The sequence below is a fragment of the Paenibacillus sp. J22P169 genome, from assembly GCF_059691995.1.
This window is the reverse complement of sequence record NZ_JCAUAO010000008.1, coordinates 207,950-221,899: the sequence shown is the minus strand read 5'-3', so window position 1 is coordinate 221,899 and position 13,950 is coordinate 207,950. Positions and strand designations below refer to the sequence as shown.

Here is a 13,950-nt window from a genome sequence, read left to right as displayed (position 1 = left end):
CCAATTATTTTCCCTTTAGGCATAGAAAAAGAAAGGATCATATGTAAGCGTTTTCTTTTCTATCAAAAGAACACTCTTGGATATGAACCCAAGAAGCCGTATTCTATTTTTTAATTGAAGTCGATGACTCCCTAATCATTAATTCGAAAGGCACTGTAACTTTGAGGGGGATATTATACTTCCCTTCAATATAATCAACTAATAGTTTCGCAGCTATCTGCCCAATTTCAAATTTCGGTATGTGGATGGTCGTTAATGGAGGAGATGAATACTGAGCAAATTCAATATTATCAAGCCCAACGAAAGCAATATCCTCCGGCACCTTCAAACCAGCACTCGTTACAGCCTTCATCGCACTGATCGCCATCATATCACTTGCCACAAACATAGCCGTAGGCATATGGGACTTATGGTTCTGAATGAGATGCTCCATAAAGTCATAAGACCGTTCTATAACCCAATTCGAATCACATACCCAATCTGGGTTATATGCCAACTCAGCCTCTAACAATGCATTTTTATAACCACGGAATCTTTTTTCAAGCTCCATTTTGCCCTCGAGCCCAGGACCGCCGATAAAACCGATTTGCTTGTGACCTTGTTCGATCAAATGCTCAACGGCATATTTGGCGGCAGCAATACGGTCATAACCTAAACACGGTATTTCATGATCCGATATATCCACACCAACAATGTGAGGTACATTCTTCTTCATATACTCATATGTTTTCTGATCATGAACTCCCTCGACCAAGATTAAACCGTCAATGCCGCTTTCGTGAATGATTTTATGGAAAATTGCGGGATTAGCCGCATCCTCCGACGTATGAATAAAGGACAATACACAGCCAATCTCCGAAAGGCCTTTCTCGATTCCCTCCAGAATGAAGGAGTAGTACGGGTGATTATATTTATTTAACGGCCCCGTCACAATGCAACCAACAGTATGAGCATGCTGACTTTGTTCTTTTGCACCTTTAGCGACTTTTTTCATAATACGATTTTGATGATAGCCGAGCTCATTTATCGCATCCCAAATTTTTTTGCGAGTTTCTTGATTGATCGCTCTACTCGAATCGTTGTTCACAACTCTTGAAACGGTAGAAATGGAGACTCCGACGTGTTCAGCAACATCCTTTAACTTTATCAAATCATTTAACTCCTCTTCCACTCCAAATATTTGGGGCAAGATTATGTATCATCGGTAACGCATTCATTTGTTATTTATTTCTTGTTTTCATCATACTGGTTTTGCCATGAACATGTCAATACTTTATCCAAATATTTGCGCCAAAGTTTTGCGACATTTTCCGGCATTCATTTGGCCCATTGAAAACGCTTCCTTCGCTGTTACTATCACGAATTAGTTCACTGCTATTATTGGTATTTCATACAAGTCACCGCTGTTTAATGTACAAAGAATGCTTTGTTTTCCGTTAATTTGGCGCCAAATAAATCATGCTTTTGGATAATATATGTCGATTTTTGTCCTCTTTATATTAAAACAATGCACCGCATTTACATCTAACCGTAATTCCTTATGCCATTCAGATGGAAACTCTCATAAAAATTGCTCAAATATTAAAAAAAAGCCCATCAATTGGGCTTTTCTTTGTTCTCACTTGACATGGAGCGATCGTTGTTGTTTATGACTTTCAATAGCCAATTCAATAAGCTTAATGGTCTCATTGGCTTCTTGTGGATAAACAGGTGGCTTAGCTCCATGGACGATAGCCTCATATAATTGGGTATAAAAGGCACCATAATTGCCAGCACTCGTTTGAATATGACCTTCAAATTCCAATCCTTGCAAAGTGGTGTGCAGCCGCCCCCACTCCGACGCTTCATCCTTCCCCCAATTTGGAGAAGTCGGTGAGAAGCCCTGCAACAACGCCTGTTCCTGCGGATCCATGCCGAATTTCACATAAGAACCGGAGGTTCCATGAATCAAAAAACGGGGTCGCGGTTGTTTGGCGAGCATACTGGATTTCAATGTTGCTTTCATCTGATCATAATGAAGGGTGATGTCGAAATAATCAACAGCCTGTATCCCTTTGCGCTGTGTTCGAAGATCCGCTGTTAAGGAATGGGGCATCCCGAATAATACGACAGCTTGATCGATTAAATGTGAGCCTAGGTCAAATAAGGTCCCAGAGGCAAACGGTGAAGATTGTCTCCATGAATGTGGATTTGGATTCGGCTGAAATCGATCGTAATGGGACTCGTACTCAACCGCTTCGCCTAAGCATCCACTTTGCAGAACCCGCTGTACGGTAATAAAATCGCCATCCCATCTCCGATTGTGATAAACGGAAAGGACTTTCTTAACATCTTCCGAGAGGCGAATCAGCTTCTCGCCTTCTATTGAATTGACTGTAAAAGGCTTCTCGACGACTACGTGTTTGCCCGCTTGCAGTGCTTTGGCAGCAATTTCATAATGTATGATATTGGGCATTGCGATGATTACGAGGTCAACTTGAGCGTCAAGGAGTACTTCTTCCCAGTCAGCAGTCCAACCTGCGTCCGGGTATGCGCCTGACGCTTGCCCCTTTCCGGTTCTATCGCAAATCCGATGCAGCTTGAACCGAGCGTCTGCCTCAAGGAAGGGAGCGTGAAAGATTCGCCCTGAAAATCCAAAACCAATTAGCCCGACATGTAGGGGTCGCATAGATATTCAATTACCTCCTGGTACATAGTTTTAGTGAAACGTTTTTCCACTCCGATCCGATTCCTCACACCCTAACCAAACTGTTCAACCTCTTCCAATGTCGGTAGCGAGCTCTGTGCACCATGCCTCGTGACTGTTATGGCGGCTACTTTCTGCGCGAATGTGATGGCTTGATCCACGTTGCGATGCTTCAAATAATCAGCTGCAAAGCCCGCAATAAAACTGTCACCGGCAGCCGTGGTATCCTTCGCTACGACTTTATGAGCTGAATATATCTTCGTAAAGTGATTATCCACATAGCAGCAGCCTTTATCACCCAATGTGATCAGCAAAGCTCGAACCCCTTTATCTAACATACGCTGGGCTGCCTTTTGGAGAGAAGATAGATCGGTAATCTGTATCCCTGTTAAGTTCTGGAGCTCGTGCTCATTCGGGATTAAAAAATCCACGAACTTCAATATTTCCTCACTAAGCACTTGCGCAGGTGCCGGATTCAATATCGTTGTTTTACCCAAAGCTTTAGCCATGCGAAGGGTATGTTCAACCGTTTGCTGTGGAATTTCAAGCTGCAGCACCACGATTTCACATTGCTCAATGGCCCGTCTCTGATTTTCAATATCATCCACCGACAGATCATAATTGGCGCCAGGTATAACGACAATATGATTATGACCAGACCGATTGACCGTAACGAAAGCCGTGCCTGTTGGGCAGTCAGCTGACAACATATAAGTCGTACCTACATGAGCTTGTTGAAGAGAGCTTAACAGCTTTAAGGCGTTGGTATCCTTCCCGACCTTGCCGATCATGCTCACCGCTGTTCCCAGCTTCCCCATCGCTACAGCCTGATTGGCTCCTTTGCCCCCTGCTGATTCTGTCATCCCGCTTCCTATCAGTGTCTCCCCTTCTTGGGGGAAATCGCCTACATGAATGACGATATCCATATTCAAACTGCCGACTACGACGATGTTTGGCTTCATATTCGTCAATCTCCTTTTGCTGTAAATGAATAATCGCCGCCCTCTATAGAAGCAAGGGACAGCGATTGCTTTACTTTATTTCCCATCCATCAGTTCCCTTGCGCCTGCCAATTCCAACAAGTGAAGTTTAGCGACACGTCTGCGGAAATGTTCTTCTGTGCTGAATTCAGCTTGCAAAAAGGAGCGGACTAAATCCTCAGCGAGCCAAGGACCGATGATCTGTGCACCCATACACATCATATTCACGTCATCGTGCTCCACACATTGATGCGCCGAATGAATGTCATGGCACACGGAAGCGCGGATACCCGGGATCTTGTTGGCGGCAATTGACGCACCGACACCCGTACCGCAAACCATAATTCCTCGCTGATATTCCCCTCCGCGTACGGCATCACAAACCGTTCTAGCCACGTCTGGAAAATCAACCGGATCAGTGGAATGGCAGCCAAAATCGGTCACTTCAACGCCCAACTTGGTAAATAGCGGCAGCAAGGCCACCTTCATTTCATACCCACAATGATCGCTTCCCAATGCAATTTTCAAATGCTGTTCCTCCTTTTACTCGTCTTCTCTCATCGCATCGATCAACATGCGGAACAGCTTCAAATCTTCTTTCGCATCTTCCGGTGTTGTTTTCGGAGTTAGGTCCTTTACAATCACATCGTACAAATATTCAAATTGACAGACGTACGCATCTTTAAAAGTAGGACGAACCACTGTTTCATAATAGGCTTCTCCAACTGTTTCATTCACCTGTAACGTTGTTGGAAGGTGCCGCATATACGGCGTATTATACTGAACCTTCAGTGATTTATTACTGCCATACACTTCAATATGTGCATCAAACCGGCGAATCTGGTCAATCCCAGTTTCATAGGTAACATGAAATCCATCATATTCCAGGATCGCGCTCATAAATCTGCCTTTATTCCATTGTCTTGCCGAAACTACACGTTTTGGAAATCCGATCACTTCCCGCATCGCAGATAAATCGTGACTGCCTAATCCGCAAAGTAAGCGGTAAGCTGACACAAGGTCTGCAGGAGCGTCACCAATAGCCTCATGGACTAATCGGGCTGCCCGTTCAACACGGTCTGCTTTGGCATGCTCCGGAATATCATCGAACCGAAACACTTGGCTGGATTGGTCAATAAATAAGTGATTTCCTCCGATAATGTCGCGCACTCTCACGTAGTTGATGGTCTCGAGCTTCTTGACTTCCTCAACCAGTTGCACAAATGCAGGAGCATACCTTCGCATGTACCCAACCATGACCTTAACGCCCATCTCATCTCGGATACGGATAATGTCGTCTGCTTCCTGCATCGTTAAACACATCGGTTTTTCAATTAACACATGTTTTTTGTTCTGAAGGGCAGATATAACACATTCCGCATGGTATTCGTCGCTGTTGCAAATAAGCACGGCATCCAATTCCGGAAGCTTAGTTAATTCACCGGCATCCAGAAAACGGTTAGGCACCTGATATCTGTCCCCTATGACTTCCAATAGCTTAGGCGAAATATCGCAGATCGCGGTGACCTCAAACCTGTCATATAAGCTTTCTAAGACAGGCAAATGGATAATTTGGGCCACTTCGCCTAGACCGATTATACCTATTTTTAATTTGGACACGGTAACTTTCCCCCCTGAGTCTTCACTTCCGCAATTCGCCCCTGAGTTACATGAAAAGGAATAAGCATGGGCGTGCCCCCAACTGCAGGCAAATCGTCAGTTGGCGGCAACGTATCCGCGCTTTCTGCACTTCCCAAAAGATTCAGCTTTTTTAAACAGCCAGCATGGCTTCAGTAAACGTATTGATTTTTTGCAGTCTTGCGTGGAACGCCCGGTACAAGCCGTCTGCTTGCTCTTGAATCGTTCTTTGGTTATTCGTGAACTTATTCAAGCTAGTTGCTTGATCTACTTGCTTGATAAGTTCCGCAGGCAGCGATGCCGAGCCTCTCAGCGCACCAGCAAGTCCGCCAGCAATTGCAGCTACGGAATCCGCATCTCTTCCCATATTAACGCCGGCAAGGATTGAGTCATACACGTTTCCGTTTGTCAATCTAAGAATACAAACTGCTTTCGTCAAAGCTTCGTTCGCATAGCTGTCGCAATACGGAACTCCGCAGCCGTAATAAATTTTATCAAACGCCTCTCTCAATTCGCGGAAGTCTTTGCAATGTGCTGTGCGTTTCAAACCGGAATCGAGCTCTTGGATCACGTTATCGCGAAGGTAACCATATTTGTTGCCATCAATTTTAAGCGCAAGATCGGTATAGTCGCAATATCTGAAAATGTCGCCGATTATGCTGTCCACGGTTGCGCCTGGCTTGGTGGCCGAAGCAATCGCCGCAGCGGAAACCCCTGCCCAACGTACCGCGTAGCTTTTAGATGTTTGGAACAACTGTCCGATTTCAAAGGCGTCGGCAACGGCATTTTTAACATCACCTGCGTTAATCAAGCCAATCGGTTGGCATGAGCCAGAAGCACTGCTTAGTCCCGCGTAATCGCAATATTTACCAAGATCCCGGGCTGGGATACCACTTTTGGCAACCGTCAGCAAGGACGTTTCAAACGGCTCCGCGATCTTACCGGCAGCTTCCGGCTTAATGTCTCTAACCCAGATGGATCGAATATCTTCTGCATTCACACGTTCTTGCTTTTCAATGATAGCCGTAGCCATCAGTTTATGTCTTTCTACGCCATCTTCCGTTGTACCCGCTTCGCGCGTCCAGCCGCTGTTATAGCGCTCATATGGCAAAAATTTGTCCAAAACACCGTATTTGGCTCCAATCTCCTGATGGCTCAAGCCTTTGACAGGAGCTCCCATCGCAGCACCAACATGAACTCCCGCTATGCAACCATAAAATTTATCCTTAAGACTAACTTTCTCACTCATTGTTGAACTCTCCTCACATAGTTAGATTTATGCTCTATTTTTAGATTGCAGACATTTGCTCCGAATAAGCTTTCAATTTCAGCAATCTGGATTGATAAGCTTGATACAAGCCTTCCGCATGCTCTTTCATCGTTCTATGCGAATTACTTACAACATGCAGCGAAGTTGCGTAATCTACTTGCTTGATCCATTCCTCAGGAATCGATTTCGTTCCACTTAACGCACCTGAAATCCCTGCAGCAACCGCTGTAACGCAGTCTGTATCTCGACCCATATTAACAGCTGTGATCAAAGCTTCCTTCACATTGGCATTGACCATTCTGAATATACAAATCGCTTTCGTTACAACTTCATTCGCATAGCTCACTTCGTAAGGAATACCTCTGATGCAGTAGGATTCATATAATGTTTTGCGCAATTCGCGAATATCAGTGATATTTTGCGTACGTTTGAGCTCACGGTCAATCTCCTTAACAACCACATCCGGATCGCAGTGGTTGTAGATGGCTGCGATTACACTGTCAACCGTTGCGTTCGCTTTGGTGGCTGCCGCAATCGCCGTTGCTGTGACAGAAGCCCATTTTAACCCGCGTCCATTGGACGTTTGGTACAGCTGTCCAACTTCATTCACATCGTTGATCGCGTTTTCAATATCCCCGGCGTTAATTAGCCCGATTGGGTGGCAAGAACGGGAGAAGCTGTTCAATCCGGCATAATCACAATATTTACCTATATCTCTGGCCGGGATTCCACTTTTCGCCATAGCGAGCAATACCGCTTCGAATGGCTCCGAGATCATGCCCGCCGACTCCGGCTTAATTTTCGCTATCCATTGTCTGCGTACTTCCTCTGCGGTAACTCGGTCTTGCTTTTCGATAATGGCGGAAATCATCAACTTTTGTCTCTCCACACCATCTTCCGTCGTACCAGCCTCGCGCACCCAGCCGTTGTTGAAATGCTCGTAAGATACCAATTTATCCAAAATTCCATATGTTTCTTCGGTTCGCTCAAAATCCCAGCCCTCTACAGGCGCCCCCATCGCTGAACCGATATGTACTCCTGCAATACATCCGTAAAATTTGTCTCTTAAGCTCGCTTGTTCGCTCATGGATTATTCTCTCCTCAATTTGTTCTATGGAATATGATTTTACTTGCCTGTTAATAATGATGCCTGCTCAAAACGGATAAGCTTGAAGACATCACCCCTTTCAAGGAATTCATTGCATTCGAACTTTTAAATGGTATCGTTGCCATAATATAAAAGCACGATTTACTTAAATTGTAAATTCCTTGCCGCAAGCATATACTTTAACTCCCGAAACATCGCCGTAAAGCACTTTAACTTCTACCTCATATTCTCCCGCCTGATTGAACTGCTGGGAGTACGTTCCCCATGCCTTGCCTGTGCTCCAAAATGAAGAAAAGCTGTCTTGATTCATAACGGGTGTAAATTCCATCCTGCCCTTAACCATATCGTATTTGAACCCGCTTAGCGCGATGAGCAAACCCCAGCTGGCCATGGATCGCACATAATGATGGCCGCACTCTACTTCATTCCATGGATTGCGTCGAATGCCATCATGCCGATCTCGGACCGTTTTCACTAGCTTCAAGCCTTCATCAAGAAAGCCTTCATAAATCATATGTGTTGCTACCTGGTATTCAATTCCAGTCCAAACTTCATCCGAGTATACAAAAGGCAGCTTCGGTCGACCGCCCTTCGGCCAGGAGCAAAGCAGCAGGCCTTGTTCATCGCCCAGCGCATATACACGCTGACAGTTGGCATGCTTGTTAAAGTTGTCTCTAAAATTATGCTTATACACGGCAGTTAATGCGCTCTTCACCTTGTCTGGCGGAAGCAAATATCCAAGCCCATACAAGTGGGCAAATTGCTGGCCCAGCATCTGGTCGGACAGGCACCCTAATCCAAGCTGGTGCTTGTGGTGATCGACATCATCTATCTTCTGGACATAGTACTCACCATTCCACAATAATTCATCAAGTCGAATTAAGCTTTGTTCATATATTTCCCGATACCTCCGTGCTTTGTCGGCTTCTCCCAAATATGACGCTATTTCCTCAGCCGCTCGCAGGGCGCCTAGGAATAACGTTCCCGTCAACGGGTTAGGGCCATGGAAATCAATATCATAGGTATTATGCTGCTGCCCATCAAATACATAGTCACCGTCTGTATCCCAGTGCGTCAAGCCGTATTGTAAAGCCTTCTGAACGGAAGGCCACAGCTCCTTCACAAAAACATCGTCCCCGCTAAGCTTCCATTCTCTGAATACCCGCATGATGGCGCCCATCTGTCCGTCTGCAGCGCCCGGCGCTATAATATTGCCAGGCCATACGAATACCGACTCAAACACTCTCGTAGCGCGGTAATTCATTTTGCCATCCTCGTGCAATTCCAGCAAAAACTCCGTACGTCTCATGTTTCGTTCCAACGAAGGGAATAAAAAAGCAACTGTTTGCGCGTAGTTCCATACATGGGTACAAGTTCCGTCACAACTGCCCAGTTGATTCAAGCAGCCTTCAAAGCCGAAAAACTTGCCATCCTTCAACCAAAAGCAGGTTGTACTTCGAAGGACCGTAATGTTCGCAGACATCGCATCCAGCACATAATCAGGCAAAGTCGTACGGAATAAGGCGTCACGGAACAAATAAGTTTCCCTTTCCAGCCTTTCGAAATGCTGTACGATGTACGCTGCTGCCGACCATGAGCTATCAAAACGGTTGGCGTAGTAGTTTTGCGTAAATTCCCTGCCTTCGTCTCTGACCCGGAATTGCTCGCCCCAGCCATTGATTCGATTCGGGAAGTACCAGGACATAATAAACTGAAATTGCTTCGTTTCGCCTGGGGCCAACGTTTCATATATACCCAGAGAACCGGTATCCGTTTTGCGCTCATCGGACGGTGTGTCGTAACCTAGATCGGTCAAACGACCGTCCTCTGCGAAATCATCCCAAAATTCCTGAAGATAATCAAAATGAGCGCCTCGTAGCCACACTCTCTTGCTCGTTACATTCGGATTCGTTGTCACCAATGACATATTGCCATATAGCAGATCCGTGCTGGCATGTTTTTGCGAATGAAGGAAAAGTCCGCTAATGCCATCACGCTGCACAAACTCATTCACATTCCGCCCTGTATTCGTCAGTTCCATACTTCCGAAAGCGTTAAAGCTGATTCCGCCTACGGGATTAATAAGCGAACCCGCCACAGTCACATCTACAGGCCGATCTGAGACATTCTTCACCCGGTAGGTAATAATAGTCCCAGGAATACCGGAATCTTCGGCATTCAAAGGGATGAAGGGTGTATAGGCCTCCAATTCCACCCGAACCGGCAACTCGGAATCCTCGAATTCGATCCGGCAGATCGGATACTCCCCTGACATTCGGGATGCCTGCATTCTAGGAAGACCTCCACCTGCATAGGGGGAATAACCGTGCGGCTTGCTGTGCGGCGGATTGTATTGCGATTGCAATACCTTGGCAATAGATGGCTCATCTTCTTCCTTCGCCCATATCGCGAAATAAGAATTGGGAAAATGAAGCCCCTTGTCGGGATGATTGAAGAGTTCCCAGTCTCTGAACTCTCCCCGGCTGCCGAGAGTTACGTTACCTGTACCAATCCCACCTAACAGGAAAGCTGCTTCCGTTGCATCCCCAGTGAAGGTTCTGGGTGCTCGGGGTGACGCCTTGCTCTGTAATAACACCATGTTTTACGCTCCTTTGATAGCGTTCGTCATAATTCCCACGGCCGGATCATTCCTTCCAACTGTGGAGAGGCCAGTATGCCCGAAGCCTTGGCTAGCCCCCTCCTTATTCACTGCCACTGATCTGCGAGCTATTTTTTTGCTTTTTTCTCTTGATAGATTTTATTAACTTCATCAGTCCATTCTTTACCGCCACGTTTGTTGAATTCATCAACATATTTGTCGAATTCGGACAAAGGTGTTTTGCCAGTAATGAAGCGAGCATAATAATCAGCTGTCAGTCCGCGCAAGTCGGCTTGATATTTCAGTTCAGCCTGAACGTTCATCATATCGGCAGCATTTTTGATTACTTTCCAGTTGAAGGCGTCACGGCGAGATTGAACCGCGTAAGTTTCTACTTTCAACAGAGGAGCCTCGTTTTCAAACAAAGAGTACCATTGAATCCATTTGCTATCTTTATTCCATTGCTCTGTGGTGTAGATTTTGTTGTCCTTCTTCTCCCATTGCACGCCTTCAACACCAGTGTAAGTCGTAAATCCGCCCTCTTCTGTATTGAAATAGTTCAAAAATTTGGCAGCAGCGGAAGGATGCTTAGTATCTTTCATAACAACTACGCCACGAGCAATCATACCAGGACCGCGTAAGCCCGACTCACCGCGAGGTCCGATAGGTGGAGCAATCCGAATCGACTCGAAGTTAGGGTCGGTCTTCTTCACATTGTTATCCATGTTGGACTCCCAAGTCCACCAGTTCGCCGATACGCCATAGCGGCTCTTCATATATTTCTCGTCTCTTATGGCCGAGGTCTGAGTAAACATTTCCGGATCGATCAGACCTTCTTTAAACCAATTTGCCAGTACCTGCAAAGCTTCCTTCGCCTCAGGACGCGTAGTTTGCGGAATTAGCTTGCCATCCTTTTCAACGAAATAGACGCTCGCTTTCGCAGTGCTCACCCATGGCGCGTCGCCGGCAACAACACCAAACGCTCCGAAGATACCGTCAAGAGAATCAAGCCCCAAGCCGCTGAGACCATAAGTGTCCTTAGCGCCGTTGCCGTCAGGATCTTTCTCAACAAAAGCTTTCAGAACATCGTGCAGTTCGTCAAGTGTTTTAGGTACAGCAAGGTTAAGCTTTTTTAACCAGTCGGCACGAACAACGAAATTGTAACGTTGCGGGCTGAGCCAAAGCGGAATGGCCCACAACTTGCCGTCTACAGTAAAGTAATCCAGTGCTTCCTTCGGAATATTCTTCTTAATATCCGGCATCAAGCTCAAGTAAGGCGTCAAATCCAGCAGCGCGCCTTGCTTAGCATAGTCAAAAACTGCTTGGCTTGTAGGCATCATGGAAACGTCCGGCTTGTCGTTGGACGCTAGGATAACCGGCACTTGATCTGCAAAGTTGGCCGAAGGCGGGGAAATCATATCGAATTTCACGCCCGTGGCTTTTTCAATCGCATCTTTGATGGGATTGCTGTCCGGAGCTTTCTCAAAACCACCCTTTGTATACAATAGCTTGATGGGACCCGCATCAGTGCTTGAAACTGCAACTGGTGGTGCTGTATCATTTTTAGTACAAGCGGTAACCAGTGATAGAAGCAATGCGGCTGAGATTCCAATGCTGACCTTCTGTTTTCCGTCCATTTTCCATAACCTCCCATTTATATGTTCTTATTACAAACCTGCCGATTGGCGGGGCTTGTCGATGTTTGGGATAGCTAGTACCGATTGCTTATCCCTTGATGGAACCGACCATCATGCCTTGAACAAAATAACGCTGCAAGAACGGATAGACGCACATGATAGGCAACACAGCTACCACAATAGTGGAATTGATGAGCACCGAGGCCGGCGGTCTGGTGTCCGACAGCGAGCCGCCGAGTGCAAGATCGCCTATATCATTCGCAACTAAAATTTCACGCAACAGCAGCTGCAACGGCCATAAATGCCGATCGGTAATATACATGACCGCGTCGAAGAATGAATTCCAATGAGCCACTGCGTAAAACAAGCTAATGGTAGCCAGAGAAGGCAACGATACCGGCAAAATAATCTTTAGCAGAGTCGTCATCTCGGAAGCGCCGTCAATAATCGCCGACTCCTCCAATTCAACCGGAATCGCTTGGAAAAATGTCCGCATAATGATCAAATTGTAAACGCTTAACGCACTTGGAATAATCATTGCCCAGAATGTATTGGTCAAATATAAACTGTTTACGATCAGGAAGGTTGGAATAATCCCCCCGGAGAACAACATGGTGAAGAAGAAGATCGTCATAACGCCACCACGCCCCGGCAAAAACTTCTTGGAAAGCGGATACGCCGTCAGAATGGTGATAACAAGACTGACCGTTGTACCAATCAGCGTTCTGAGAATCGTTATCGTGTAAGCATCGATGAGCTTCGAGCTGCCTCGAAATAACCAGGCATAGTATTCAAGTGTGAGGCTGGTCGGAATAACGATGAACGCTTTGGGTTGTTTGATAACATCACTCATCGGTGTTACCGAACTAAGCAGGACAATTATAACCGGCAGCAATGTTGCCAGTGTAATAACTGTAAGTAGGACTATGTTGAAAACTCCGAAAGCATTGTCAACGTTGAGAACAAATTTACGACGGCGAGGCTTTGAGGTGTGCGGAAGTATCGATTTCATTATTTATCCTCCACTTTTTCTAGGAAGTAGTAGGTGGTAACTACCATGATGCAAGCAATCACGGATTTAAACATGCCGGCGGCAGCGGAAATATGGAATTTACTTTCCAGAACACCGATCCGGTAAACATACGTGTCAATGATGTCACCGACATTGTAAAGCATCGGGTTATACAAGTTGAATACCTGTTCAAACCCTACGTTAAGGACGCTTCCCATTCTCAGCAGCAGCATCACCATAATGACTGGCATAATACTAGGCAGCGAAATCTTCAGCATGCATTGAAACCGTGTAGCTCCATCCATCTTGGCCGCTTCATACATTTCCTGGGATACAACAGTCAGTGCGGCTAGATAAATAATCGCGTTCCAGCCCATCTCTTTCCATATGTCGGATATGACCAAGATGCTTCTGAAGTACACCGAATCGCTGAAGAAGTAAATCGCCTTCTCACCAGTCATCTTAATCAATTTATTGATCGGCCCTTGGTCGGAAAGGAAGTTAAACAACAAACCGGACATTACGATCCATGATAGAAAGTGAGGCAGGTAGAGGATCGTCTGTACGCTGCGTTTAAAGATCAAGGCGCGAACTTCATTAATTAGAAGAGCCAGCAGAATCGGAATCGGAAAACCTATGACAACTTTGTAGGCGCTTATAATAAACGTATTTTTCAAGGCGGTAACGAACTGAGGTGATTTAAACAGGGTTATAAAATTGTCGAAGCCGACAAAATTACTGCCCAGCACCCCTTTAAAAATTTTATAATCCTGAAAAGCAATAACCAACCCGAACATCGGAGCATAATGAAAGATAGCTATATACAGGAGGCCCGGGATCAACATCATATAGTAGTACTTATATTTGATGAGGTTTTTCAGAAGTCTAGTCAGCGCCAGCGACTGATTTGTGGAGCTGACGATCCTCCCAGGCTGTGAGCCTGATTTCACTCTCATATACATACACCTCGCAATCTATATACATTAATTTACAGTGCTATAATTTTCGGAATTTTCTGTG

General features: G+C 45.8%; 11 protein-coding genes. All 11 read right to left on the bottom strand.

The features are described from left to right. Positions 1-103: 103 nt before the first annotated feature. The 11 genes from AC58QG_RS28740 to AC58QG_RS28690 all read right to left on the bottom strand — a co-directional run bounded on the left by AC58QG_RS28740 (position 104) and on the right by AC58QG_RS28690 (position 13,886). Complete coding sequence (locus AC58QG_RS28740) at positions 104-1,150, bottom strand: LacI family DNA-binding transcriptional regulator (protein ID WP_497365492.1); 1,047 nt, start codon at positions 1,148-1,150, stop codon at positions 104-106. A gap of 468 nt (positions 1,151-1,618) precedes the next feature. Next, entirely contained in the window at positions 1,619-2,668 is a 1,050-nt protein-coding gene (locus AC58QG_RS28735; RefSeq protein WP_497365491.1) for a Gfo/Idh/MocA family oxidoreductase, read from the bottom strand. A 71-nt stretch (positions 2,669-2,739) separates the two neighbouring features. Further along, a complete protein-coding gene (rbsK, locus tag AC58QG_RS28730) occupies positions 2,740-3,648 on the bottom strand; it encodes a ribokinase (protein ID WP_497365490.1) in 909 nt (302 codons plus the stop codon). 75 nt (positions 3,649-3,723) lie between these two features. Beyond that, a complete protein-coding gene (locus tag AC58QG_RS28725) occupies positions 3,724-4,194 on the bottom strand; it encodes an RpiB/LacA/LacB family sugar-phosphate isomerase (protein ID WP_497365489.1) in 471 nt (156 codons plus the stop codon). 15 nt (positions 4,195-4,209) lie between these two features. Then, the gene (locus tag AC58QG_RS28720; protein ID WP_497365488.1) at positions 4,210-5,286 is read right to left on the bottom strand and encodes a Gfo/Idh/MocA family protein; all 1,077 of its coding nucleotides are present in this window, start codon (positions 5,284-5,286) and stop codon (positions 4,210-4,212) included. Between the two features lie 151 nt (positions 5,287-5,437). Then, entirely contained in the window at positions 5,438-6,553 is a 1,116-nt protein-coding gene (locus tag AC58QG_RS28715; protein WP_497365487.1) for an ADP-ribosylglycohydrolase family protein, read from the bottom strand. A 40-nt stretch (positions 6,554-6,593) separates the two neighbouring features. Further along, positions 6,594-7,661 (bottom strand): ADP-ribosylglycohydrolase family protein, encoded by a 1,068-nt coding sequence (locus AC58QG_RS28710; protein WP_497365486.1) that lies wholly within the window; start codon positions 7,659-7,661, stop codon positions 6,594-6,596. A 166-nt stretch (positions 7,662-7,827) separates the two neighbouring features. Further along, the gene (locus tag AC58QG_RS28705; RefSeq protein ID WP_497365485.1) at positions 7,828-10,281 is read right to left on the bottom strand and encodes a GH116 family glycosyl-hydrolase; all 2,454 of its coding nucleotides are present in this window, start codon (positions 10,279-10,281) and stop codon (positions 7,828-7,830) included. A 128-nt stretch (positions 10,282-10,409) separates the two neighbouring features. After that, entirely contained in the window at positions 10,410-11,918 is a 1,509-nt protein-coding gene (locus AC58QG_RS28700; RefSeq protein ID WP_497365484.1) for an extracellular solute-binding protein, read from the bottom strand. A gap of 88 nt (positions 11,919-12,006) precedes the next feature. Then, positions 12,007-12,930 (bottom strand): carbohydrate ABC transporter permease, encoded by a 924-nt coding sequence (locus tag AC58QG_RS28695; protein ID WP_497365483.1) that lies wholly within the window; start codon positions 12,928-12,930, stop codon positions 12,007-12,009. Beyond that, entirely contained in the window at positions 12,930-13,886 is a 957-nt protein-coding gene (locus tag AC58QG_RS28690) for an ABC transporter permease (protein ID WP_497365482.1), read from the bottom strand. Before AC58QG_RS28690 ends, AC58QG_RS28695 begins: the two co-directional genes overlap by 1 nt. Positions 13,887-13,950: the final 64 nt, after the last annotated feature.